We start from the raw sequence: 25,181 nt of genomic DNA, 5'->3' as shown, positions 1-25,181 counted from the left end.
GTAATTTTAGGGTCAAATAAAAACCCCGCATATTTTTAAAGCGGGGCTTAACTTGAGTTGTTATGCGCGAATACTTCTTTCAGTAAACATTTTTTACTTAATTTTTATGGTATGTGTTTCTATCTTTTCATTTTCTAAGAAAATTTGAAGAAAATAAAATCCAGGTCTTAATTTGGAAACATTTACTGGAGTATTTTGCTTTCTCTTTAGTGAAACAGCTTTTATAAATTCTCCTGAAAAATTATAAAGTTTACCATATGCTTTTTTGTTGAAACGATTTGTATTTGAGGAATTTTCATCTTTTTCCTTAACATTAATTTCAGTTGTTGCAGGGTTTGGAGAAACGCTAAAACTTTCAAAACCTCCCGGCCCTCCAGAACAATTTTCAGCAGTGACATAAATTGCCCCTCTGCTTTCTCCACATTCATTTGTTGTAAAGAGTTCTACCAGATAGCTTCCTGCCTGTGAGGCTATAAACGTGATCTCAATTGGTGCATTTGTGTAAGTTACTTCATTCATACCATCAATAGTAAGGTATGGGGAATTTGATTTAAGCCGGTAGCTTAACGCTCCGTCAGATGCAGGAAGATAATAGGGTTCGGATTGAATAAATTGGTTTGTGCAAATGGTAGGAGAATTTGGTAAAAAAGCATAAGGTTTACCTACATACAAATTTTTCGAAACGGTTGTACTACCACATCCTAGAGAAGATATAGTTGCAGTTATAGTGACATTACCTCGACTGTTACTATTCGCTGGAGAAATGACGACCTGCCCAGTTGAAGAATTAGATAGATTAATTATACTAGAATTTGTATCCCAGGAAACTAAAGCATTTCCAGATTCAACATTATAGGTTTGAGAGGAGCAAAGATTTTCGTTACCAGTAATACTCAATGAACTATTGCATAAAAAGGAACAATCGACAAAGTTATTATTTTCTTGATTCAATTCATTAGCCAACCAATTACCATTACGCACCTGAAAGGAAATATGTTCATTATTTACAATCGCTCCTGGATCATAGTCCACGATGAAATTATCAAAATCAGAATTTAAATCAGGACTAGGTATTGTCCCTCCCCCATAACTTCTTAAATAATCACTAGGAAGTGGTTTATTATTATTTCTTCTAACATCTAGAGCACTAACGACAGGAATAAATCCATATTGAGCATTTATAATTGAGATTGGTGGAAATTGTTGGGGCAAATCTTCAATTACGTTATTCGTATCGAAATAGCCTCCTGCGTAATAGTCATAGGGTAATGAACTAGATGGGGCATCTTTAGATCTTTGGGTGATAGTATATTTTATAGGAACCAGCCATAGAAATCTTTTTTCATAACTTATTTCACCCTCATAAACATTTCTATTACTAGTACCTAAATTAGGAGTCGAACGAAGATCAAAATCATAGAAATATTTACTTGATCCAGGTACCGCTCCTAAGATTACTAGACCAAAATCATTTATTGCCAAGCCAATTGCAGGTGTTCCTAAAAGGTGAGCTAAATCTCCCCAGACATCAGGGTTATCAATATCGTGTACTGATAGTAGTAAGTCACCTGGATTAAAGCCTTGGTCAATTCCACATTCGTTGCCATTACTAATTGCTACGTTTCTAGAATTAGAAGGATACCCCATAGCATCAAATTCTTGTTGCCAGTTATCATGTGGGCTGGTATATACATTTTCGCTTATAGCTACCCATTCGTAATTTAATTGCATAGCAGCCGGAGTATCTTGTAGTGTTAAAATGCTTTCTGGACTTACATAGGGATCTACAGTAGTATTTGCCCCAAACGCATTAATGACATTACTTCCCAATTCTGCCAGGCTAAATCCTAAAGGCACTAGGCTTTCACCAATACCTCTTGCAATTGGAGCTGTCACATAGACATTATAAAAATGCCTGCTAAAGAACTGAGTGCTTAAAGGCGTGTTACTACCTTGTAATGGAGCATCATGGCTTACAAATAACCTAACATCATGTGGATTTGATTCAGATTCCATTCTAGCTAAGGTATACCGACCAATAACACCTCCCATACTTTGACCCAACAACACATTTTGTTCAGATCCTACTTTATTTGTATTTACCCATTCGATTACATTTTCCAGCACTTCACTATTATCTTTTAGATTTGCTGTGCCGTTGAGCCAGTCAATATATATCAGATCATATTCTTGTAAATTGCCATCTAACAAGTTTTGTAAATTTCCTGAATTAGGTAACTTATTTTGATCCCTCAAAAAATCATCTATTGTACTATCTCCACCTTCTTTTTCAGGACTGGTAATCACTCCCGTATCAAAGCCTTCGGCAATAATAAATGGTCTCCTTAACTCACCATTATGGGCGGGGGCATAATCTATCCTTAAAACTGCTCCGTTTGGTAGAAAAGGGCTTCCTCCAGGTCCGGAAATATAAACGTCATCTTCATATAAAGCAATGGCGCCACTGGATTTACCTGTAAGGTTATCAATTTTTATCTTACTCTTTGTATATAACACTGAGTTATCAGTCATTGTGATTTTAAAAATCCAATTATAAATTCCTGTTTGACTATAATTGATTGACTTAGGACTATCGTAGGTAAGTGTTCTATAACCACCACCATCATTTGGATTTAATTTAATTGATTGAATCGTATTTTTTGAGTTGCTGAGTAAAAGGTCTTCTGGAAGAACTACCTGAAATGCTAACTTATTATAAGTTGTAAGAGAAGGGGAAAAGCCTACTACTTCTGCCTCTTCATATGGATTTTGCCAAACCCCGTTTATAAATTTATCGTAATATTTATTATTACTCACAGTAATTTTATTATTACTTAACGCCTGCTCATTTAGTTTGGAGTATTTATAATAAACCCCTCCAATAACCATGGTGTTCTTCCCTGTCACGGTATTGGATGAAGAACTTACCTTATACTGATTGTAAGTTAATCGTTCTACTGACCAATCTTTCGCATAGTTTTTAATTTCAGGAAAGTTTAATGTATCAGTTGTAACCCTCCCCATATAAAGGGTTTTATATATATTCCCTAAAACGGTCATATCGATTGCCGTAGAATCGGTTAAAGTACCATTATAAGCAGTAAGATCTGTAAATTCCATCGCAAAATCCAGCAAGATACCATGTGGCACGCGGGCTTTATCCATTCCCTGGAAGGTACTGTTTACGTGGTTTTTCCAACTTGTGTTCTTTTGTACTTGCGCAAAACATGACGCTGAAACAAGTGCTATAAATAGCAGTAAAGTAATTTTTTTCATAGGTTAAGTATTTAGGTGGATTTAAAGTCAAATATTACCTAGTAAATAAAGAGTCAAATCTTCCATTGGTGATTTTTACAATTTCTCCTGTTTTGGGATGTTCCAACTTAAAAGAAAACGTGCCAGAAACAATTCTTTTCTCTAAATCGAATTTTGTGATTTTCATTTCTCCTGTATTCTGGGAATTTGTATAAACTCCAAAAGAATCACCTATTGAAAAGGTAAAGCCAGCTCCTGCATACGCTGAATTTTCAATGTCTAAATTTAGATTATACAATTTCCCTTCTTTTAATTCTAAGGCATTTAACGATAAATAAATATTTTGTGGAAGCCTATCATTATCTTCCGCGCCTATGGCGAAATAATATTTTCCATCCACTAATTGATAGAAACAATTAAATCTTCCGCTGATATCTACAAAAGGTTCCCCATTTATTAAACAGCCAAAAGTACCAGCTCCGGTTTGGGTGGCCGGCGGCAAACAATCTGTTGGGTTTTCGCAATTATCTTCTTTGGAACAGGAATTAAAACTTAAAAACAGAATAATGAGCAATAGGTTTATAGGTGTTTTCATAGTTTAAGGTTATATGGTTAATTTTAATACTAAGAATATTTAGTGAATAAAGTCTTAAATCTAGCGTGCAGTTTGTAATCTGTTTAGATAAATGTAAGTAATTATTTACAATTTATGTTAATGTAATATTAATTTTTTTGTAGATGCTTAATAATCGAAATAGTTGCGTCATTTCTTAATTTTTCTTTGCAACCTCCGGGCGCAAAGCAAGATTGTCATGACAATGACACATCTTGCTTCCATTTCTTTTTTAAATGTTTTAGAAGAATCTTGTTGCCGATTTTTAGGCTTATTTTACTCAAGGAATTCTTTAAATAGATCCTTTAAAATCAACCTCACTGTCTACCATAAAAATTTACTTTTTTTATCTGAAGCATTTTCCTTTTTGTTTTTATTGAATGGATAACTGTAAGATTAAATGAAGAGATTTAAGCTTATCTAATTTACTTCTTTCAGAGCTGTTTGCATTACCTTCTGATGTTAATATATATTTCAGGATTTAAAATTAATAAGGACTTATAAAAAGCAAAGCGGCTTTATGCAGTCCGCTAATTTCAAATCCTGTTTTTTCAACATCAAAAGGTAAGGCGAGGTAAGAATAGCAGATGAGAATTTAAATGTAGATCTGGATCGTTTTGTAAAATAAGGCTATGAAAAGTAATCTGGCGGACTTGAGTCAAAAAGGTTTTATAAATTTATTTACATCAAAACTATTCATAACTTTTTGGCTCGTGTCCAGGATTCTTCAAATGAACCTCTTTTCCTGAAACGGAGCTTTTGTGAAGAGGAAGGAAATGTGGTGAAGGCTCTTTGTTTCTTCCAGAAATCTAATTCTATTGTAGAAAATTTGAAGATATTTTATTCTGTCATACCTGTAAATTGTATTCCAAAATAGATGTTTTTTACTAAAATCCTTCCCAATTTTACTGGGCTGCGAAGGTTTTTTCGTAAAAACAAATTTCAATTCAAATTCAAAATAAATCTTTTGGGTTAATTCGGATGACTGGATAACATTACACAATTTCCATTTTTCCGTGAAAAATTTGCGTGTTTTCAAGCGTTTCAAAGGTTTTTACGTGAAAAATAGAAAGTTTTTTTAAAATCACAAAATGATAAACTCATTGAATATTAAGGGGGGAATGGATGTCGTAACGTGGCTCTGCCCGTTACCCTCTTGCTGTGCGTCCTTAGTTATCCGGGGAGCACGAATGTTGAAGAACGTTCTTTGAAAACGGATAACATAACTTTAATTGTGATGGTAGCTTTCTTAGAAGAAGCAGAAACGAGCTGATCAGTTTCATCAAACTTAACATCAGAGGACTCACACACTTTATTCCAGGAAAGATTGACCTACCGAACAAGCTGTCCAGACGGATTGTTCAAACCGGCTTGTGGTGCTCGCCTTAAGGGGTTGGGTACTGAGCGACAAGTATACTATCTATTTTTAAGAATGGGTAATAGGTGTGAATAAGCGGAGTTGAACGCAAGTGAACCTTTATAGACATGTCGAAAATAACTTTTATGATGTCCAAATCAAGGAGGAGCAGCTCCAAGAGAGCAGGGTGCAACGGGGAATCTGGTTACTGGTTGCATGGCATCCGGCATATAGAAGGCAAGACCCTTATTCGGGCGCAATTAAGGAAAAGGAGAACCAGAATGCAGGTGAATGAAGTGAAAACGGTGAAAGCCAAGGACGGAAAGCCGGAAAGTAACGATACTGCAATTCTGGGACGGATGAAGCCGTAGTAGCGTACATGCTCCAGGGAACCAAAGCTATAAACTTTGGCCAGTGAAGGGCTTCACTTGATACGTTTATTTATTGCATGACAACTTAAAATTTTAAGGATGATCTTTAATGAAGAACACAAAACATTACCGATTAACAAGTCTCAGGTACAACGGGCTTTTAAGAAGGTAAGATCGAACCGGGGCAGTCCCGGTGTGGACGGCCTCACGATAGAAGAGGTGGATAATAACCTCAGGAAGTACCTCTATCCATTATGGAACCGAATGACTAGTGGAAGTTATTTTCCAAAACCAGTCAAAGAAGTTCTGATTCCCAAGGGAAAAGGGAAGATGCGGCCTCTGGGTATTCCAACCATTATTGACCGGGTAGCCCAGCAGGTTGTGGCCACAGCATTGGAATCATTGGTAGAAAACGGTTTTAGTCCAAATAGTTTTGGATACCGGCCGGGTAAGTCTGCCCATGATGCCATTGGCCAATGCCGGAAACATTGTTTTCGTTACAGTTGGGTGATCGATCTGGACATCAAAGGATTTTATGATAACATCGACCATGAACTATTATTAAAGGCGGTAAGTCACCACACACAGGAGCGATATATTTTATTGTATGTGAAGCGCTGGCTGAATGCCCCGGTTCAGAAGGCCGATGGATCAGTCCATAATCCAAAGGGTAAAGGCACTCCCCAAGGTGGGGTGATCAGTCCTGTACTGGCCAATATCTTTATGGACATTGCCTTTGATAAATGGTTTGAACGCCATTATCCTAAACTTCGATTTGAGCGGTACGCTGATGATATTGTGATCCATTGCTACCACCAGAAACAGGCACACGATGTGTTAAACGACATTAGAAAACGCCTGTCTGAGTGTAAGCTGGAACTACATCCGGATAAAACCCGGATAGTTTATTGTCGGCGCAATCAAAAGAGACGCTCAAAGGGAAAGGTGGCTTATCAAAGTTTTGACTTTTTAGGCCATACCTTTAAGCCGAGAATAGTCCGCAAAAGCGGAAAGCTATTCCTAGGCTTTACTCCAGCGATGAGCCAGAAGAGTATCAGTCGAATAAACGAGGAACTCTTTCGTTTAAACCTCCATAGACGGACGCAATCTTCCATAGAAGATATTGCCCGGCTGGTCAACTCCAAAATCAGGGGTTGGATCAGATACTATGGAAAGTTCAGGCTCTCCGGGATGGGTATGCTCTTTAGAGCGTTCCATCGAAGATTGGCCAAATGGCTGCGTAATAAATATCGTAGATACCACCGCAAACCATGGACTGCCTCAACGAAATATCTTCGAAGCCTGTCAAAGGATTATCCAACGCTCTTTGAGCATTGGAAATATCCATGTCTGAGGCCTTAATGCTATGTTTTGATCAAGAAGAGCCGTATGAATCGAGAGGTTCACGTCCGGTTCTGAGAGAGGTTTAGGGGTGAGATTCCCCTTTACCTACTCGACATTCCCCCTTTCATTTTTTGCAAAAATAAAATGCGGAATACCGATTGAAAAAATCTGCTTAACTATCTATTAAAATTGTTTACTTTTTGATTAGCCTGAAAACTTAATCAATTTACGTTTAAGAAAAGTTCTTATAACTCAGAAAAACAGTTTTTAATAGAGACTATTTTGCATAAAATCATATCTTTATAACACAAAGACGAACAAATAATATTATTTCTCTTTGTTTTATGAAGTTTGGTGAATCATTCGGTGAAACATCAAATTGATTTTCAGTGAAAGTATTGTGGTCAAGGCGTTTATAAAAAAATAAATTATCCTGCCACCCCGACAAAATAAAGCCTGTTAATCAATGATTAACAGGCTTTTTTATTTAATTATTCTTTTTTATTACCTAAGACTAGCAACACTAATTGCCGGATATTTAGCTTTGATCAGCATGTAAACGCCATAAGCTACAAAACCGATGGCAACAATACCTAATACAACAGATCCAAATTCACTTTGAATATAACTAAATGCGTCAGTTGTAGTGCTAATTTTATTTCCGCTTGATAGTCCAGATCTTAAAGTCAAATACGCCATTAAACCAATAACTGCACCTCTTGCAGTGTGACCAACTTTACCAGCATTTATTAAGGTTTTCTGCTCTTTTCTGTCCATTCCAGCTTCTTCCACTTCTTCTCTAAATTTGTTAGAGTAAGCTCGGTATAGATCGTATATAGCTTTAATCGCCATTCCAATACCTACTATTATCGCTATGGTATCACCATTAGATCCTGACATTAAGGAACCCATCATTCCGCCTGAACTTCCAGAACTGCTACCAAAAGCTAGCTTAAAGGCATAAAATGAAAATCCTGCGTAAATAAGACCACTAATAAAAAAGGCAACTCGCTTACCATAACCTTTAGCATCATCATCAAAGCCTTTCGGATTGGCAAATACCTGGTACATTCGCCAGAATACATATCCTAAAAGTCCAAGTCCAAGAATCGCCAGCATGATCTGACCATAAGATTGCTGAGCTAGATATTGCATGGCTCCTTTACCGCCTGTTTGCTGACCTCCTTCTCCGAAGGCTGCCATGGCTGTTAGCACACCAATTAAACAATAAACTGCTCCCTTAGCCGCCATTCCAAAGCGGGCAAAATTTTTCTTTTTACTCATTCTTATTATTTTTTGATTGGTTAATCTAACTTAAAGTTATTGGAAATAAATTGAGGGCAAGCAATATTGGAGGAATTTTATACTAATTTTAGCGATTGCAAGTTGAAACCATAAAAATTTAGCAGGATCTTATGCGTTATTCAATTAAATCCCTGTTTAAATTAGCTTTATTATAATCATCTCTACGCTTTATGCAGTTATTTCGAGTCTAATAAAAATTTTTCTGTCGAACTCACATCTTTGCAATAAAAGTTTTACGATTCAAAGTGCAACTGAAACTCTATAAAAAACTTTATTACAGTCTTTTAAAATTGAAAAATTAAATCTTTTCAATAAATTTTCTGTGATCTTGCAACCACTTGTTGAGTCTAATTTCCTTTTGTTTGGAAACTTTTGAGTTGGATCCGGATATACACCAGGAATTATCTGACTCAGATTTTATGTAAGTCTGTTCCTTTGAAAATAACTGCTTTCCTAAAAACTTATAGGTAAGTAAGGTTTTAACCTCATAACCATCGCTGGTCTTCAAAATTTTAATCAGCTTCATGATTCCCTCAATTCAAAAAAGATCTCCCAATTGGAGATCAAGCATTTTTTTGGGAAAAGTAAAAAACATTGCTTCAAACTTATTTAAACCCTTGTTAAACTTGACAGAAAGTAAAAGGTCTAAGAATACCACCCATCATTTATCAATTGAAATAATTGGTCTAATTCAATTGGAATCAGAATAAAATGGGATAATTATCAAATAATTTATTTATTAATATTCTAAAATTTTTTAACGTTTTATATTACATGAAACCCAGTATAGACTGATATTTAGTTTATTATATATTTTTCAAAATTAGTTTTATTGCGATTTAAAAATGTTAATTCTTAAAATTTCCTTAAATAAACGCAATATGATTTTTAACTTTACGTTCCCATTAAACCAAACAAAATGATCCTATACCCTATGAAAAGATTTAAAATTGTCTTGGCTTTATTCACAATCGTAGCCCTAACTTCTTGTGATGCAGATATGGATGACGTAGACCTATCTACCGCAGAAGCAAATCAATTAAACCTTATTGTAAAAGATGGTGATTGGCATATTACCAATTTCACTCTAAATGGTGCTGATAAGACAGCGACCTATGCCGATTATTCATTTATTTTTGAAGAGGACAATAACCTGTCGGCTAATTCACCTATTGATCGAACTGAAGGTACCTGGCGAATTAGTAATGACTCCGGCAGTGAATATGACTCATACAATGATGTTGATTTTAATGTATACTTCACTTCCAACAGTAAGCTTGGAGAACTTACAAGAAATTATGATGTAATTTCTGCTACAAACTCTGAAATTATTTTGAACTTGCAAATGAATGAGAATGGTGATACTGCCACATTGAGTTTCAGAAGAAATTAAATTAAGTAAAGTAAATAATGAAAGGCATCAAAATGAAAGTTTTGATGCCTTTTTCATTTTAGTTCAGGCTTAAACTGTAAATCAGTTTTCTTAAATTGCTTATCTAAATTTGAAATATGACTTCATACAAAGCCAAAGAGAACCGATATGAAACCATGCAATATCGCAGATGTGGTAAAAGTGGAATAAAATTACCTTTACTTTCCCTTGGATTATGGCACAATTTCGGTGATAACGACGATTTTGAAAATTCCAGGAAATTATTAAGAACAGCCTTTGATAACGGCATCACTCATTTTGATCTTGCTAACAATTATGGTCCGCCTTACGGAACTGCGGAAAAGAATTTTGGAAAGATATTCCAGGAGGATTTTAAACAATATCGTGATGAACTTATCATCTCCACCAAAGCCGGATGGGATATGTGGCCTGGACCATATGGTAACTTTGGATCCCGCAAATATTTAATTGCTAGTCTTGACCAGTCTTTGAAACGAATGGGATTGGATTATGTAGATATTTTCTATCACCACAGGCCAGATCCAGAAACTCCTCTGGAAGAAACCATGGGTGCATTAGATCAAATAGTGAAACAGGGAAAAGCACTATATGTGGGTATCTCACAATACGATGCGGAAGATACGAGAAGAGCTGCTACAATTCTTAAAGAGCTTGGAACACCTTTCCTCATACATCAGCCTCGCTATAATATGATGGACCGCTGGGTAGAAGATGGTTTATTAAACACGCTCGAAAAAGTTGGAATTGGAAGTATTGTTTTTTCTCCCCTGGAACAGGGAATTCTTACCTCAAAATACTTAGGAGGTATTCCTGAAGATTCCAGAGCGGCAACTGAGGGAAGTTACCTCGATAAATCTCAGATTACAGATGAAGTTGTAGATCAGATCACGCAATTGAATGAAATTGCAAAAGAAAGAGAACAAAGCCTCGCTCAAATGGCAGTTGCATGGTTATTGAAAGATCATAGAGTAACTTCAGTACTTGTGGGAGTTAGCCGAGTATCTCAATTAGAAGATAATATTGAAGCGATCAAGAATATTGAATTCAGTGAAGCTGAATTGAAAAAGATCGATAAAATTCTTAATTACTAATTATTACTTCGGAACTTCTGAGGTTACTTGATATAAACCTCCAGAAGTTCCGCATTTTCTGCTTCTATTTGGACATCCTGAGCTGACGCCGGAATTAATAATGTTTCGCCTCTTTTTATCAATTCTGTATTATCCTCTACGCTAACTTTTGCCACTCCATCTACACACATATAGATAATGAAAGAGTCGAGTTCAGAATGATCTTTGGTAACCTTACCATTTACAGGTAGATAATTAGTTGTAAAATACTCGCAGGAAGCGATTTCAGAGGAAGTGTTCTCTACCTTATCATATTCAAGCACATAGTCATCTTTCTTTTCAAAATCTATGGCATCTATCGCTAAAGCGGTATGCAATTCCCTCGAATTTCCTTCAGCATCTACTCTATCCCAATCATAAATTCGATAAGTAATATCTGAAGTTTGCTGAATTTCAGCAATTAATAATCCTCCTCCAATTGCATGTACTTTTCCAGTATTTATAAAAACCGAATCTCCTTTTTGAACTTCTTCAAAGTTCAACAAATCCAGAATTTTTCCGTTTTCAAGGTGGTCTATGTATTCTTTTTTATCTGTACTTTTATTAAAACCTATGTTCAGTTTTGACCCTTTATCAGCCTGCATTACATACCACATTTCTGTTTTTCCAAAAGAATTGTGGCGCTGTTTAGCGAGCTCGTCATTTGGGTGCAATTGAACTGATAGATCGGTTTTTGCATCAATAAATTTAATTAACAAAGGAAAATCTTCTCCAAACTCTTTATAGATCTTTTGGCCAACCAATTCACCCTGATATTCAGCGATCAATTCTTTTAAACTTTTACCTGCTTCACTCCCATTTTCAACTTCAGAAATAAAATCTTTCACGCCTGATATTTCCCAACTTTCACCTACGTTCTCTTTATCGGTTTCCTTATTCAAAATATCTCTGAGTTTATTACCTCCCCAAATTTTTTCCTGAAGAATTGGTCTGAATTTAATTGGATAATTGATCATCGTCTGAAGGTTTTAGTTATTTCTTGCTAATTAAAAATAAATTTCTGAATAAACGCTCCCGCTGGTTATTCGGATTCGCATTCATATTGATCTCATCGATCTTTTTAATTTCATATTCTGAAAAAACATCTTTCATTTCAGGCGTATCCGTTTCAGTCGCCAAAATCAAAAAACGATCATTTTCAGGAATATTGTAATTTTTTCCATCCTTAAGTACCGGGATGGGTTCCCCATAAGCCCAAACAAATTCTGGAGTAAAACTGGCGTACTCATATAAAGGCATGGGATCTTTTTCAAGATATAAATCAACTGTAGTTATACTCTTATATTCCGGATTCATATCCAGCTTCTTTACCATGGGGAAACCAAAAAAAATGATACAGATAATGAACCACACAGTCAGGTAAAAAACAGGTTTGATCTTTTTCTGTTTCAGGTAGTAGAAGATCAATATCCCGATGGTGACTAGACATATGGATGTTATAATATACCAGGGCCATATTTCTGTAAACTGATCTTTGAAAAAATAGAATCCGACGAAAGGAAAGATCAACCCAATAACCGCTATGAGTGAAAAATTAAAATTAACCACCCATCTTTCTTTTTTCGGCATCATATCAAATCTTCGGAATAAATATTCGATATAAAATGCGGTATTTAATGCCAAAGGAATAAGTACTGGTAATAAATATCTTGCTTTTTTTTCTGGTATTAAGGATAATAAAACCACCGAAGCCAGCGTCCACCAAAGGGTGAATTTATAACCAGTTTTGTTGAATACACGGTTTTTAAGATAAGGATATAGCAATCCGACAAAGGCCGGAATAGTCCAAATACCTGACTGTATTACAAAGCTCCAGTAATAATAAATTGGCCTTGTATTATAATCCAGCCAACGACCTGTTTCCTGTTCGGTAATTTCGGAAACAGCATGAGTATCAAAAAAATAAACGTAAAGGCTCCACGAAGCTGACACCAAAAACGTTACAAACACCGTTAATAATAGAGGTTGCCATTTCTCTTTGAGATTTCGATATTTAAATACTACGCCGTAAGCAATTAAAAATGGCAAAAGTAGGCCATACATTGAAACCGGTCCTTTACTAAGAAATGAACAACCCAATAGCAAACCGGTAATTATACCATTAGTGTACTTATTACCTTCATCGGTGAAAATTCGATAAAGTCCGTAAATAGCCATCATCATCCAAGCATGAGTATGGATATCCCATTGACCATCCCTGCCGGAATGCAGTATGTAAAAAGAGGTAACAGCTACCAATCCAGAAATAAATGCATATTTCCTGTTTTGTGTGAATTTTAATCCTAATTTATAGGTGAAGAGGACGGTTATTGTGCCCATTATCGCTGCCGGAAGCCTTAAAGCGAAAAGGCTTTTCATTCCGAAGATCAACATAGAAATAGCAGTTAGCCACGTAGGTAGTGGTGGCTTTTCATATCTCGGTTCATTATTCAAAGTTGTGAAAATCCAGTGATCCATGGTAATCATTTCCCTGGCAGTGGCAAAATTACGGGCTTCCATGATATTTACGATAATCGCATCAAGATTGACGCAGAAAATCGCTATACAAACGATGAATAATAAAAGAAAGTAGTTATCCTTTAACTTCATTTTTCTGAATATAAATATTTCGAATATACATTATCATTCCCATACCGTGACCTGCTAGTAGTACCGGATCCCTCCTGATTATCGCATAGATTATTATTATTCCAGAACCTAATAGACTCAAAAGCCAGAATCCCAATGGTAGGCTGGAAATCTTTCTTCTTTCAGAATACACCCATTGATAAATGAATCTTAAAGTAAAGATTACCTGGCCAACAGAACCCAGAATGATCAGCCATGAAGGGATGGCGTCGTTTCTAAATAATTTAGCCGCATCATATTGATCATTATTAAACCCGTAAAGAACAATCAGAAGCGGAAAGATCCATAAAAATACTCTGAAATATTTTGGTATCCTAGACCACTCCCCTTGCAATTGGAGATTTCTAATGTAGATGAAATAGGTCAAGGTCTGTCCCATCATAATGGCAAAATCATTTCTTAAATATCCGTAAACAAACAAAAGGAAGGAAGCCAAAAGACTCAAATGCCAGAAAACAATTGGAGTTATGATCTTTTTGTTCTTTTCAGATAAGAACCACTGTAATATCATTCTTCCAGAAAATAATAATTGCGCGACAAAACCAAGGGAATATATTATCCAATTATCCATTTAGTATACACGAATTGAAAATGAAAAATAGTTTTCAAAACAATCAGGAAAGGATAATAAGATATCAATCATAAATGGCGTCAGGAAGTTTTCAGCTAAATTAATATTATTTCCGAAATCCTTGATATAGTAGTTGAACGATTAATTTTAGCAGTTCAAAGATTTTCCAAAGATTCTCTAATAACGCTAAATAAATACTTATATATTTGGGTTGCCCAATCTATTTTATACTCCTACTTGGCTAACTGTAATACAATAAGTTATGCTGATAAAACAGGACTATATTCTCAATACTGAAGAAGAGTATAAACAAATTGATACCGTAAAAGAATGGATTCATAGCATTCATGAATCTGGCTCTTTTTTCAATCTCTCTTTAAGAACTCTGGAATTGATTAGAAGATTTAATAATCTGTATATACAGGTTTTTGAAAATGAAGATGCCAATCCTAGTAATCTAAATCAACTTGTGATTACCTCAAAAGGCCTGGAAACAGAATTAGTGAGAGAAATTTAGAATAACCTAGAAAGTACTACATACTGATAATCAAAAACTTCCTTCGGGAAGTTTTTCTTTTTTTAAAAAAGACTGATTTTTTAGTTAAAAAAACATTGTATTATTTATAAAGTGGCTTATATTTGCAACCGCAAAACGGTGGCATAGCTCAGCTGGATAGAGCACCTGCCTTCTAAGCAGGCGGTCCCAGGTTCGAATCCTGGTGCCATCACGAAAAGCCTTCCAATCGGAAGGCTTTTTTGTTTTCTACAATTTCCTGCAAGAAATATTCTGGTCCTAGTTATTAGCTTTTTTCATAATTGATGTACTATCAATCATTATGGATATATAATTTGGTTTATTTCAGGATTACCAAAAAGAGGAAAAGTCAGAGAACAGTCTATTTTGAATAGACAATTAAGGAATAATTAGAATTTAGAAATACTGATTTAATTATTAAATTCTAAAAAATCTACCTGAAAATTAATGGATTAAGGTATTAAAATGTCGTATTTCCTAAATTCTAGGATTTCTTGGCAACCTTATAATTTATGTAATTCTTTTTCATCCATAAATAAGCAAAACAGTCTAATAAAGGTTTAAAAAGCCTGTTTCTCAAACCGAATTTTGGAGTTCCAGCAACTCGAGGAAAATGTTTGATGGGAACTTGCTTTATCCTTCCTCCCTGTAGTAATATCATCGCTGGCAGAAAACGGTGTAGACCTTTAAACATCGGTATTCTTTTAGCGTATTCTGTACGAATGATTTTCAGTGGGCATCCTGTATCGTCCATGCCGTCATGGGTAAACCAATTTCTTACCGTGTTCGCTATTAGCGATGACATGTTCTTTATTCCGGAATCCTTCCGCTCATGTCTAAAGCCATTTACCAGGTCATAATTATTAATTTCGCTAAGAAGTAATTCAAAATCAAATGGATCTGTTTGAAGATCTGAATCAATATACCCGGTTAGATTTGTTGTGGAATAATCAAATCCAGCTTTTATTGCGGCGCTTAAACCTCGATTCATATCGAAACTGATATAATTAAACTCTGGATTGCGTTCGCAGATATCGAGCATCAGTTTTTCTGAATTATCTATGGATCCGTCATTAACGAATAAAATCTGACATTTTACGCTAGCTTTGGAAATATATTCCTTCATCTTTTCCTCTACCCTTGGCAGATTTTCTTCTTCATTATATAAAGGAACTATGATGGTAAGATTATACTCCATATCGCGAAATAAATTTCGGCAAAAATAGAGTTAAATATGGGAAAAGCCAATGAATGTGTATTCACATTAAATTATAAGGCTTTCATAAAGAATTGTCAAAAGCTACAAATCAATAGTCATTGGTATATTATCTTACTAAATTAGGTTGGTAGACAAATATGAACCAATCAATCAACCCAAAGTATTAGTGTGTTAGCGCTAAAACTTGAATAAGTTTTCAAAGTAATGCAGGAAATACCTGATTTATCTGAAAATTCCATTGAGCAAATTTTAACAATTCTTAAGAAAGAGAAGGAAATTAATTGTTCTCTCCCCGGTAAAGGTGTTTTACATATAGAAAAGGAATTACCATACCTCGTAATTTACCGAAGAAAATCAGAAGACAAAGGAACCAGAAGGTTTGTCATTAATGAAGCATCTTATTTAGTCATTGGTACTGAAGAGTTTCAGGGTTATCAGAAACTTTTATATAGAATTTCAGATATGATTTCAGCGGAAATGAAATCCTATTTGCTTTTTGAAATATACTCTGGAAAGAAGGATTCTACCATAATTAATATAAAAGGTCCTGCAGAAAAACTGCCTTCTACCCTGACCACTCTGAAAGATGATTTTTTAAAAATTAATACTGAATTCACGGGTCTTTATCTTGATACTGAGATTCTGAATACTCCAAATAGGCAGGCCAGTGGCGATAAACCATTAATGACTATTGAAGACGCCAAAAATTCTGGAGCTGTAATCGTCGGACTTGAAATTCCACCTATTTACAGGAATGAGAACAATCAACTTTATCCAGTTTTTTTCAGAAACTTCAAGGATTTTTTGATAAAAGCGATTCATCGTTCCTTTTTTGAGTTTATCCGAGTTCAAACTTCAGGTGGAGTTGCCAGTTTCAACGCACTAGGTAGAAAATATTTAAAACAGATCGTTTTCGATATTGATAAACAACTCGCAGATATTGAAAAATCATATCAGTTTTTGTGGCTGGTTTCCCCTGCCAATATTCAGGATATTAAAAATGAGTTTTTTGATAGCAATTATCAAAAGGTAATTGATTATCACTACAGGTTATTACCGGTTGATCCAGATGTCTTAAAAAGAAATTTATACAATTTAAAGATCGAAGATATTGATGATCCTGCCATGTCTTTTCTATTCAGAGAAAAAAGGGAAGAATTGGATATGCAGATCACCATGCTAAATGAACGCGGAACAAGAAATTTCATGTATGATAGTATAAGACTTTACAAAGGTGTGGAGAATAACCTGTGCGAAGAGGCACGAAATATACTAAATACTATCCCGGAAGAATCTGAGATCGACCAGGAAGATCTATTAGATTCAAAAGCTTTTAGCAGCCTGGCAAGAAAAGAATTTGATTATTTCCGGTCACAGGATGAAAATTTCAAATGCAAGGTTCATATTAGAAAAGATGTAAACGTAATGATGGTTTCTCACGGGGAACTGTACATTCCTGCCGATTATAAAATGAACCGTGTAGAAGCAGAAGCATTGATTCAGCATGAAGTGGGAACACATGTTTTGACCTATTATAACGGAAGCAATCAGCCTTTAAATCAATTAAGCATTGGACTTGCAGATTACGATCCTTTACAGGAAGGTTTAGCAGTAATGTCTGAATTTATGGTAGATGGACTAACAGCAAATCGATTAAGAATTCTTGCTGGACGGGTTATTGCAGGTGAAGCATTGATGGAGGGAGGAAATTTCCAAGAGATCTTCAGATTATTAAAAATGGATTACGGCTTTTCTGCGGAAAGAGCTTTTAATATAACCTCCCGAATTATGCAGGGAGGCGGATTTATGAAAGATATCATCTATTTGAAAGGATTGGTATTGCTAAAAGATCATTTAAAAAATGGAGGTGATTACGAACCTCTTCTTGCCGGTAAATATGGAATTAAACACACCGGAATTATTAAAGAACTTACAGATAGAAAAGTTCTAAATCCTGTTCAGGTTAAACCTAGTTACCTGCACAGTGAAAAAATGCACAAAAAATTAGAATTAATCAGGAATGGCTTAAGCCTTCCACAAATGGTATGTAAATGAAAATATGTTTTGTATTAAATGATGTCGCAACAGAGAAAAATGGAACTTCTACAGCATTAATGTCGATGGCTCATCAAAGAGGCCACGAGGTTTATGCGATGGGAGTTGGAGATTTTACATTCCATCATGATAAACCGATAAGTATCAATGCGTGCACCGTACCTAAAAGTTTTAAAAGTAAATCGGCTCAGAAATTCCTGGATGCGCTTCAGGATAAAAAGAATAAAAGTAAAACGATCGATTCTTCGAAACTGGATGTTCTGTTTATTAGAAATAATCCTACGGAAGAAGATGGTCGTCAATGGGCTGAGCAGGCCGGAGTAGCTTTTGGAAGGATGGTTCAGCAGGAAGAGGTTTTGGTATTGAATGATGCATATGCCCTATCTCATGCTTTTATTGATAAATTATATTTTGAAGAATTGCCACAGGAAATAAAGCCATCTTCAATTATAACCAGGGATAAAGATCAGATTCTTGATTTCTGGGAAAATCAGAAGAATAAAAAGATGGTTCTTAAGCCATTGGAAGGTTCTGGAGGGCAGGATGTTTACCTGATTGATCAACACGAGAAAAATGTTAATCAGATCATTACTCATTTAAGTTCACAAGGATACGTGATCGCACAGGAATATCTTCCAGCAGGAAAGGACGGTGATGTTCGTGTACTTCTAGTAAACGGAAAAGTGATGGAAAAAGATGGGAAAAAAGCTATTATTAGAAGAGTAAGTGGTGAAGGTGAATTCAGAAGTAATTTTGCGGTAGGCGCAACGGCTGATAGCAGTGATCTTACTCCGGAAATGCAGAGAATTATTGATCTCACAGCTCCAAAACTGATCAGAGACGGATTATTCTTCGTGGGACTGGATATTGTAGATGATAAGCTTATTGAAATTAACGTGCTTAGTCCTGGAGGAATGGAGAGATTTAAAGATATCGGACTTCCAGAATTTACAGATTATATCATTGAGGCTATCGAGAAAAAAGTTGAATACAAGAAATTATATAAAGGTCAGCTAAGCAATAGAACCTTGGCTACCATGGATTAATTTATAGTTATGAGCAACGAATTAGAAAAAGATATACCAAGGATCATCGGTAAATATAGTTCTGGTAAAAAAGGACCATTACTATTTGTTACCGGTGGAATCCATGGCAATGAACCCAGCGGAGTGAAAGCTTTGATGAACGTTTTTGAAGAATTGAACAAAACCAGGCCTAAAATTGAAGGTACTATTGTTGGAGTTTCAGGCAACAAAAAAGCTTTAAATGAGAATAAAAGGTACATAGACGAAGACCTTAATAGGACGTGGACTGAGGAAAATGTGAAAAAAAACGATCCTGAAACTCATGAAGAGCGGGAGATGTTTGAGATTATCAAAGTGCTTAAAGAGCAATCTGAAGGAGATTTTACCAAACGTTACTTTCTGGATTGTCATACCACTTCTTCCTCAAGTCTGCCATACGTTTCTGTACAGGAGGTAAATGATAATGATGAATGGGCACATAAATTTCCCACATATATAATTCGCGGTTTCAGTGATATAATTACTGGTGATATCGATCATTATTTGAGTAGAATTGGGATGACCGGTTTTGTTTTTGAAGCAGGGCAACACACCGATAAAACTTCACAGGAAAATCATGAAGGAGTGATCTGGCTGGCACTTAAGGAGGCTTGTAATCTGGATCTTACAAAAATCTCCTCTTATCCTGAATGCGTAGATAGGTTTGTCAAGAAAAATGCTCCTGAGCAAAAGACTTTTGAAATTCTTTATCGCCATGGATTGGAAGACAGCGATATTTTTGAAATGGAACCAGGCTATGAAAACTTTCAGAAGATAGAGAAAGGTGAACTGCTTGCTAAACAAAATGGCAATGAAGTGAAAAGTGAATGGGATGCATATATTTTTATGCCTCTTTACCAATCACAGGGCAACGATGGATTTTTTGTAGTTCAGGAAGTATAGAAAAGAAGCAATAAAAAAAGCGGCTAATGCCGCTTTTTTTATTTTATAAATTCGATACAAACTGGTGTTTTGATCTCAAAAACAGGTTCCTGTGGTTTCAGTTTCCCGTTTTCAGGATTGATTTTATAAGTAGTTATATTTCCCGTGTCCTGGCTCGCAGCATATAGATATTTCCCATAAGGAGAAATAGCAAAATTTCTAGGGATTTTTCCTGCGATTGGAACATAATCTACATTGGTCAACTTTCCATCATCTCCAATTTTAAAAATAGCGATGCTATCATGTCCCCTATTGGAGGCATAAATAAATTTCCCAGACGGATGAATATGAATATCTGCAGCTGAATTTTTCATTTTAAACGAAGAAGGTATAGATGAAATATCCTGTATCAACTTCAATCCACCGTTCTTTAAAACTTCAAATACGCTGATGGTGCTGTTAAGTTCGTTCATAGAATACGCATAGGTACCATTTTTGGCAAAGCTCATATGTCGAGGTCCTGCTCCTTCTTTTAATTCAACACATTGCTGATCATTAGGCTCAAGTTTACCATCCTTCAGATTATATATCCATATCTTATCATTTCCTAGATCTGCTATATAGGCATGACGATTATCGCCGCTAATTTTAACCGAATGTGCATGAGAAATATCAGGGTTTTCAAGGTTGATCTCTTGATTTGGAATCAGGCCGCCATCCTCGCCAATCTTATAAGACATTACTACACCACCCATATAGTTACTTACGAAAACATATTTTCCAGACCTGTCTAAGGCGATATGACACGGAGCAAAACCGCCCGTGGAATTTTTACTTAATTCGATAAGGCTTCCATCTTCCTGTATCTCGAAAGAATAAACGTATCCGCTATCACCTTCATGTGGCCCTAACTCGCTAACTGCAAACAGGTATTTCCCCATTTTTCCAACTTTTACGAAAGAAGGATTCATAATTTTTGCGACGGTTCCCCTCGAAGTAAGGCTACCATCCTGAGAATTCTGATTTAATAGATAGATCCCATCAGCTTTACCGTCAACGTGACCTTCTTTTTCAGTATAGGTTCCTATATAAATTTTGTTAATTGAATCGTTGATCATTCCGCTTTCCACTTGGGCAAAACTTTTCTGCCCTATAAAAATTGAAAGGACTATTAACAGTAAAGATTTTCTCATAATATAAATTTGTTATTACAACCATTTTTTCCTTTTGAAATAATAAAGCATCAATAAGAAAATGATGATCATTACTCCCCAAAGTACAAAATAACTGTATTTCCATTGCAATTCCGGAATATATTCAAAGTTCATTCCATAGATACCAGCAATAAAGGTTAATGGAATAAAAATACTCGCCATAATGGTTAGTACTTTCATTACTTCGTTCATCTTATTACTGATAGTCGTCATGTACATATCCATCAGTCCCCAGATCATTTCGCGATAGATATCAATATTTTCAGAAATCTGAATGATGTGATCATAAAGGTCACGTATAAAATTATGGGTATGCGGGTCTATTAATTCGCTGTCCAGCTTTTCCATTCTGCTGATTACTTCGCGTAATGGGAAAACGGCTCTTCTAATTCTTAAAATATTTCTCTTAAGATCCTGAATTTCATAAGTGATATCATCACTGGGTTTAGATACGAAAAGACTTTCCTCCAGAGCTTCAATCCGGTCACTCATATCATCTATAACCAAAAAGTAATTATCAATAATAGAATCCAGTAGCGCAAACATTAGATAATCGGCTCCACGAGATCTAATTCTACCTTTTGCAGTTTCGATACGTTCCCTGATAGGGTCAAACACATCTCCGTCTGCCTCTTGAAAAGTAAGGACATAATTTTTCCCTACGATCATACTAATATGTTCGTTCTCTATTTCACCATTCTTATAGTAAAGCATTTTGGCAACGATAAACAGGTAATCCTGGTATTCTTCAATTTTTGGACGCTGCCCGGTATTTACAATATCTTCCATTACCAATGGATGCAGTTCATAGTAATCTCCAAGCTTTTCAATTTCCTCAACATTACTTAGACCATCAATATTGAACCAGGTAATACTATTCTCATCTACAAATTTGAAGGCATCTTCGGGAGAAGTAGAAGTAAACCTTTCATGACGATCGTTATTATAATCAATAACGTCGAGTTTCGTTTCGGTAGCTTCCTTATTCCCCACATAAGTCATGGTTCCAGGAATCTGGTTAGCCGATTTAGACGTTTTTGGGCGTCTAAGCATCAGCTTTCTTCTTTTAGCCATAAGTAGAATAAATTTTCACTAAAAATACTAATTATCTTCTAACAGCAATTTCAACCTAAATACACTTGGAAACAAAATATTTCTTCGGAAATCACCTTCTAGAATTACCGGAAATATACTCTTAATTTTACCTTTGCAAATATGAAAGAAGCGGTGTTAGTTGATACTCTAAAGGAGTACTTTGGTTATGAGAAATTTAGGCCTTTACAAAAGAAGATCATCAATTCTGTATTTCAGGGAAAAGACAACCTGGTGATTATGCCAACCGGCGGTGGAAAATCTATTTGTTACCAGTTGCCCGCCATTTTACTTCCGGAACTAACACTCGTTATTTCGCCACTTATCGCCCTGATGAAAGATCAGGTAGATGGTTTGAATGCAAATGGAGTTCCTGCGGCTTATTTGAATAGCAGTCAAGAGGAAGCCGATAAAGAGGCAATTTTTCAAAAGATCGAAAAAAAGGAAATCAAGCTTTTATATGTCGCTCCGGAAAGTCTCCAGTTCGTTGATCGGTTTTTGACTGATGGTAAAGTTAGTCTTGTGGCAATTGATGAAGCACACTGTATCTCCAGTTGGGGACATGATTTCAGGCCAGCTTATACGCAACTGGGTTATCTGAAGAATCGCTTCCCTTCTACTCCAATTCTTGCACTCACCGCCACTGCAGATAAAGCAACAAGAAATGATATTTGCCGACAATTGAATATTCCCAATGCTGAAAAACATATTGCTTCTTTTGACCGGAAAAATCTAAGTCTCGAAGTAAAGCCTGGAATCAAGCGTTTTGAGCAGATAACAAAGTTTCTGAAAAATCGACTGAATGAAAGTGGAATCATCTATTGTCTTAGCAGAAAAACCACCGAAGAGCTTGCATCAAAGTTGAAGGCAAAAGGTTATAAGGCAGAAGCATATCATGCAGGGATAGATCATGATAATCGTTCCAGTATTCAGGATGATTTTATTAATGATGAGAAACAGATCATCTGTGCTACGATTGCTTTTGGGATGGGAATTGACAAATCGAACATCCGTTGGGTAATACATTACAATATGCCGAAAAACCTGGAGGGATATTACCAGGAAATTGGGCGTGCGGGTCGTGATGGATTAGCATCAGACACTCTACTTTTTCATAGCTATGCTGATGTGATCCAACTTCAAAAGTTTGCTTCTAATGCTAAGAATGAAGAGGTTCAATTAGCGAAACTAGATAGAATGAAGCAATATTCTGAAGCATTGAGCTGCAGAAGAAAAATTTTGCTGAGCTATTTTGGAGAATTTTTAGAAAAAGATTGCGGGAACTGTGATATTTGCAGGAATCCACCAGAATTTTTCGATGGAACCATCATTGCCCAAAAAGCACTTTCTTGCATTTACCGTCTAAAAGGACAGGAACCTATCGGGACCGTGATCGATGTACTTCGGGGTTCACAGAATGAAATTATAAGAAGAAATGCCTATGAACAACTTTCCACCTACGAAATTGGCAATGATATTTCCTGGAGACACTGGCAGCAATACCTTATCCAGTTGATAAATCTCGGTTATATAGAAATCGCTTTCGACAGGAATAATCATTTACGCTTAACCGAGCAGGCAAAAAGAGTCTTATTTGAAAATGAAATAGTAAACCTGGCTGATGTAAAAGAAGAGCAACTTCAAACTCCTGCTGAAAAAGCAGCTTCCGTATCCAATTCCTTGTTTGAAAAATTAAGGCAGTTGCGACTGAAAATTGCCAAAGAAGAGGATATTCCTGCTTATTTGATTTTCAATGATGCAGCGTTAAAAGATATGGAAAAGCAAAGACCTATGTCAGACTCCGAATTTTTGCTTATTGATGGTGTGGGAAGAAAGAAAATGGAAAATTATGGTTATCGCTTTATTAAAGAGATCATCGCCTTCAGCAAAGAGAAAAGGGAAAAGAAGCCGAAAAAAAAGTCAAAGAAAGGGAATACTTTAAACGAAACGCTGGCTTTGTATAATGACGGGCTTAACGTGGAGGAAATTGCTAAAGAACGCGGAGTGGCAAAAAATACTATTTATACACATCTCATTAAATTATACGATGATGGCGAAGAAGTAAATTTACACCAGTTCATTCCAATTTCAGATCTAAAAGCTATTGAAAAAGCAAAAGAAGAACTTGATAGTCCTGGTTCTCTTCGAACTTATTATGAGCATTTTGAGGAAGCTATTCCTTATGAAACCATCAAGATATCGCTGAAGATCCTGGAAGACAAAGAGAATTAATCAAATTCGATCTTCCTCAGGATCAATCCGGAAGCTGGCGCAATATAATCCATCTGATGTTGCGGACTATCCGGCTTAAGACTGTCTTCGATATCCTGTAAACTAAGTTCTCCTCTACCTACCAAAACCAGGCTCCCCATCATTAAACGTACCTGATGGCGCAGAAAACCTGCCGCATGAATGTGAAAAATGTAGGATCGTTCAGGAAAGAAATTTGCTTTATAAATAGTATTCTCAACAAGCTCTGATGTTAGCATTTCGCGTTCAAAAGTACTTTTCTCGGAAACCCTTACACAGTAATTTTTAAAGTTATGTGTCCCTTTAAAAAGCTGCGCTGCTTTTTTCATTTTTTCGATATTCAGGTCTTCCTGGAAATTCGCCATGAAAGGAGCACAAAACGGATGAAATTTGTCCCCGACACTAAATAAATAAGCGTATTCTTTGGTTTTTGAATGTTGTATAATATTGAACTTTTCGTCAACTTCTTCAATGTTCAAAGCCCTGATATCCTGTGGTAAATTCTTATTGAAAAGATTTAAAAATTCATCCAGATCTTCAAGTGGTTCGTGGTCAAGAAACAATTCAAACGCCGATTCTTCCGCAGAAACCATCGCGTCTGTTCTACTGGTGCCAAGAATTTTATATTTTGCTTTGGGCATCACCCATCTCAGGGTTTTTGTGATCAAACCCTCTACGGTTTTCACATCGGGCTGTTTCTGCCATCCATGTAAGCGGTAACCTAAATACTGAACTTTGATAAAATAATAGAATCTCTTTCTAAACAAATCTTCAAATTTGGGCAAAGATATTTAAATTTCATTCGGACAGCCTTAACATTACGAAAAGAGGATTGACAAAGTAATCTTAAAAATCATTCTGAAAATTCCCCGATGAGATAAT

19 protein-coding genes and 1 tRNA gene are annotated in these 25,181 nt (G+C 35.8%); 9 read left to right on the top strand and 11 right to left on the bottom strand.

Annotated elements, in window-relative coordinates:
• Nucleotides 1–93 precede the first annotated feature (93 nt).
• Both AC2S94_RS12360 and AC2S94_RS12355 read right to left on the bottom strand, forming a co-directional pair.
• The gene (locus AC2S94_RS12360) at nucleotides 94–3,276 is read right to left on the bottom strand and encodes a T9SS type A sorting domain-containing protein (RefSeq protein WP_484628884.1); all 3,183 of its coding nucleotides are present in this window, start codon (nucleotides 3,274–3,276) and stop codon (nucleotides 94–96) included.
• A gap of 34 nt (nucleotides 3,277–3,310) precedes the next feature.
• Nucleotides 3,311–3,850 carry a Riean_0653 family protein gene (locus tag AC2S94_RS12355; protein WP_484628883.1) on the bottom strand — a complete coding sequence of 180 codons (540 nt, stop codon included), beginning with the start codon at nucleotides 3,848–3,850 and terminating at the stop codon, nucleotides 3,311–3,313.
• A gap of 1,845 nt (nucleotides 3,851–5,695) precedes the next feature.
• On the opposite strand from AC2S94_RS12355, the gene ltrA reads away from it, so the two are divergent.
• Nucleotides 5,696–6,958 (top strand): group II intron reverse transcriptase/maturase, encoded by a 1,263-nt coding sequence (ltrA, locus tag AC2S94_RS12350; RefSeq protein ID WP_484628882.1) that lies wholly within the window; start codon nucleotides 5,696–5,698, stop codon nucleotides 6,956–6,958.
• 486 nt (nucleotides 6,959–7,444) lie between these two features.
• Here the strand turns inward: ltrA and AC2S94_RS12345 are convergent, their stop codons facing one another.
• Entirely contained in the window at nucleotides 7,445–8,224 is a 780-nt protein-coding gene (locus tag AC2S94_RS12345; RefSeq protein WP_484628881.1) for a DUF1206 domain-containing protein, read from the bottom strand.
• A 319-nt stretch (nucleotides 8,225–8,543) separates the two neighbouring features.
• Nucleotides 8,544–8,771 (bottom strand): hypothetical protein, encoded by a 228-nt coding sequence (locus tag AC2S94_RS12340; RefSeq protein ID WP_484628880.1) that lies wholly within the window; start codon nucleotides 8,769–8,771, stop codon nucleotides 8,544–8,546.
• Nucleotides 8,772–9,179: 408 nt separating this feature from the next.
• Here AC2S94_RS12340 and AC2S94_RS12335 point away from each other — a divergent pair, with 408 nt between their 5' ends.
• Both AC2S94_RS12335 and mgrA read left to right on the top strand, forming a co-directional pair.
• Entirely contained in the window at nucleotides 9,180–9,638 is a 459-nt protein-coding gene (locus AC2S94_RS12335) for a hypothetical protein (protein ID WP_484628879.1), read from the top strand.
• Nucleotides 9,639–9,754: 116 nt separating this feature from the next.
• On the top strand, nucleotides 9,755–10,750 hold the full coding sequence (gene mgrA, locus AC2S94_RS12330; RefSeq protein ID WP_484628878.1) for an L-glyceraldehyde 3-phosphate reductase: 996 nt from the start codon (nucleotides 9,755–9,757) through the stop codon (nucleotides 10,748–10,750).
• Nucleotides 10,751–10,773: 23 nt separating this feature from the next.
• Here the strand turns inward: mgrA and AC2S94_RS12325 are convergent, their stop codons facing one another.
• From AC2S94_RS12325 to AC2S94_RS12315, 3 genes are read right to left on the bottom strand one after another with little or no spacing between them, the layout of a single operon-like run.
• Nucleotides 10,774–11,745 (bottom strand): type I phosphomannose isomerase catalytic subunit, encoded by a 972-nt coding sequence (locus AC2S94_RS12325; protein ID WP_484628877.1) that lies wholly within the window; start codon nucleotides 11,743–11,745, stop codon nucleotides 10,774–10,776.
• A 16-nt stretch (nucleotides 11,746–11,761) separates the two neighbouring features.
• Nucleotides 11,762–13,378 carry an ArnT family glycosyltransferase gene (locus AC2S94_RS12320; protein ID WP_484628876.1) on the bottom strand — a complete coding sequence of 539 codons (1,617 nt, stop codon included), beginning with the start codon at nucleotides 13,376–13,378 and terminating at the stop codon, nucleotides 11,762–11,764.
• Nucleotides 13,362–13,988 (bottom strand): lipid-A-disaccharide synthase N-terminal domain-containing protein, encoded by a 627-nt coding sequence (locus tag AC2S94_RS12315; RefSeq protein ID WP_484628875.1) that lies wholly within the window; start codon nucleotides 13,986–13,988, stop codon nucleotides 13,362–13,364. The genes AC2S94_RS12320 and AC2S94_RS12315 overlap by 17 nt, the downstream gene beginning before the upstream one ends.
• A 262-nt stretch (nucleotides 13,989–14,250) precedes the next feature.
• Here AC2S94_RS12315 and AC2S94_RS12310 point away from each other — a divergent pair, with 262 nt between their 5' ends.
• Together AC2S94_RS12310 and AC2S94_RS12305 are read left to right on the top strand one after the other, a co-directional pair.
• On the top strand, nucleotides 14,251–14,505 hold the full coding sequence (locus AC2S94_RS12310) for a hypothetical protein (RefSeq protein ID WP_484628874.1): 255 nt from the start codon (nucleotides 14,251–14,253) through the stop codon (nucleotides 14,503–14,505).
• Between the two features lie 137 nt (nucleotides 14,506–14,642).
• Nucleotides 14,643–14,716: transfer RNA gene (locus tag AC2S94_RS12305), tRNA-Arg, on the top strand.
• Between the two features lie 291 nt (nucleotides 14,717–15,007).
• On the opposite strand, the gene AC2S94_RS12300 is transcribed toward AC2S94_RS12305, so the two are convergent.
• Complete coding sequence (locus tag AC2S94_RS12300; protein WP_484628873.1) at nucleotides 15,008–15,721, bottom strand: glycosyltransferase; 714 nt, start codon at nucleotides 15,719–15,721, stop codon at nucleotides 15,008–15,010.
• Nucleotides 15,722–15,946: 225 nt separating this feature from the next.
• On the opposite strand from AC2S94_RS12300, the gene AC2S94_RS12295 reads away from it, so the two are divergent.
• From AC2S94_RS12295 to AC2S94_RS12285, 3 genes are read left to right on the top strand one after another with little or no spacing between them, the layout of a single operon-like run.
• On the top strand, nucleotides 15,947–17,797 hold the full coding sequence (locus AC2S94_RS12295; RefSeq protein ID WP_484628872.1) for a peptidase MATCAP family protein: 1,851 nt from the start codon (nucleotides 15,947–15,949) through the stop codon (nucleotides 17,795–17,797).
• Complete coding sequence (locus AC2S94_RS12290) at nucleotides 17,794–18,843, top strand: glutathione synthetase (protein WP_484628871.1); 1,050 nt, start codon at nucleotides 17,794–17,796, stop codon at nucleotides 18,841–18,843. The genes AC2S94_RS12295 and AC2S94_RS12290 overlap by 4 nt, the downstream gene beginning before the upstream one ends.
• 9 nt (nucleotides 18,844–18,852) lie before the next feature.
• A complete protein-coding gene (locus AC2S94_RS12285) occupies nucleotides 18,853–19,764 on the top strand; it encodes a succinylglutamate desuccinylase (protein ID WP_484628870.1) in 912 nt (303 codons plus the stop codon).
• A gap of 38 nt (nucleotides 19,765–19,802) precedes the next feature.
• Here the strand turns inward: AC2S94_RS12285 and AC2S94_RS12280 are convergent, their stop codons facing one another.
• Together AC2S94_RS12280 and corA are read right to left on the bottom strand one after the other, a co-directional pair.
• Nucleotides 19,803–20,936, bottom strand: a complete 1,134-nt coding sequence (locus AC2S94_RS12280; RefSeq protein ID WP_484628869.1) for a lactonase family protein — start codon at nucleotides 20,934–20,936, stop codon at nucleotides 19,803–19,805.
• 15 nt (nucleotides 20,937–20,951) lie between these two features.
• Complete coding sequence (gene corA, locus AC2S94_RS12275) at nucleotides 20,952–22,031, bottom strand: magnesium/cobalt transporter CorA (RefSeq protein WP_484628868.1); 1,080 nt, start codon at nucleotides 22,029–22,031, stop codon at nucleotides 20,952–20,954.
• Between the two features lie 141 nt (nucleotides 22,032–22,172).
• Between corA and recQ the strand changes: the two genes are divergently transcribed.
• The gene (gene recQ, locus AC2S94_RS12270) at nucleotides 22,173–24,281 is read left to right on the top strand and encodes a DNA helicase RecQ (protein ID WP_484628867.1); all 2,109 of its coding nucleotides are present in this window, start codon (nucleotides 22,173–22,175) and stop codon (nucleotides 24,279–24,281) included.
• Here the strand turns inward: recQ and truA are convergent.
• Nucleotides 24,278–25,066 (bottom strand): tRNA pseudouridine(38-40) synthase TruA, encoded by a 789-nt coding sequence (gene truA, locus AC2S94_RS12265; RefSeq protein ID WP_484628866.1) that lies wholly within the window; start codon nucleotides 25,064–25,066, stop codon nucleotides 24,278–24,280. The two genes, recQ and truA, sit on opposite strands and share 4 nt — an antisense overlap.
• Between the last annotated feature and the right edge of the window lie 115 nt (nucleotides 25,067–25,181).

The sequence above is a fragment of the Christiangramia pacifica genome (assembly GCF_057221535.1).
This window is presented reverse-complemented; position numbering and strand designations above follow the sequence as displayed.

Coding starts and splice junctions, on each gene's coding strand:
- recQ (WP_484628867.1), top strand. CDS start 22,173: ATGAAAGAAGCGGTGTTAGTTGATACTCTAAAGGAGTACTTTGGTTAT.
- mgrA (WP_484628878.1), top strand. CDS start 9,755: ATGACTTCATACAAAGCCAAAGAGAACCGATATGAAACCATGCAATAT.
- AC2S94_RS12355 (WP_484628883.1), bottom strand. CDS start 3,850: ATGAAAACACCTATAAACCTATTGCTCATTATTCTGTTTTTAAGTTTT.
- AC2S94_RS12290 (WP_484628871.1), top strand. CDS start 17,794: ATGAAAATATGTTTTGTATTAAATGATGTCGCAACAGAGAAAAATGGA.
- AC2S94_RS12300 (WP_484628873.1), bottom strand. CDS start 15,721: ATGGAGTATAATCTTACCATCATAGTTCCTTTATATAATGAAGAAGAA.
- AC2S94_RS12360 (WP_484628884.1), bottom strand. CDS start 3,276: ATGAAAAAAATTACTTTACTGCTATTTATAGCACTTGTTTCAGCGTCA.
- AC2S94_RS12320 (WP_484628876.1), bottom strand. CDS start 13,378: ATGAAGTTAAAGGATAACTACTTTCTTTTATTATTCATCGTTTGTATA.
- AC2S94_RS12340 (WP_484628880.1), bottom strand. CDS start 8,771: ATGAAGCTGATTAAAATTTTGAAGACCAGCGATGGTTATGAGGTTAAA.
- AC2S94_RS12285 (WP_484628870.1), top strand. CDS start 18,853: ATGAGCAACGAATTAGAAAAAGATATACCAAGGATCATCGGTAAATAT.
- ltrA (WP_484628882.1), top strand. CDS start 5,696: ATGATCTTTAATGAAGAACACAAAACATTACCGATTAACAAGTCTCAG.
- AC2S94_RS12345 (WP_484628881.1), bottom strand. CDS start 8,224: ATGAGTAAAAAGAAAAATTTTGCCCGCTTTGGAATGGCGGCTAAGGGA.
- AC2S94_RS12280 (WP_484628869.1), bottom strand. CDS start 20,936: ATGAGAAAATCTTTACTGTTAATAGTCCTTTCAATTTTTATAGGGCAG.
- AC2S94_RS12295 (WP_484628872.1), top strand. CDS start 15,947: ATGCAGGAAATACCTGATTTATCTGAAAATTCCATTGAGCAAATTTTA.
- AC2S94_RS12325 (WP_484628877.1), bottom strand. CDS start 11,745: ATGATCAATTATCCAATTAAATTCAGACCAATTCTTCAGGAAAAAATT.
- AC2S94_RS12310 (WP_484628874.1), top strand. CDS start 14,251: ATGCTGATAAAACAGGACTATATTCTCAATACTGAAGAAGAGTATAAA.
- corA (WP_484628868.1), bottom strand. CDS start 22,031: ATGGCTAAAAGAAGAAAGCTGATGCTTAGACGCCCAAAAACGTCTAAA.
- AC2S94_RS12335 (WP_484628879.1), top strand. CDS start 9,180: ATGAAAAGATTTAAAATTGTCTTGGCTTTATTCACAATCGTAGCCCTA.
- AC2S94_RS12315 (WP_484628875.1), bottom strand. CDS start 13,988: ATGGATAATTGGATAATATATTCCCTTGGTTTTGTCGCGCAATTATTA.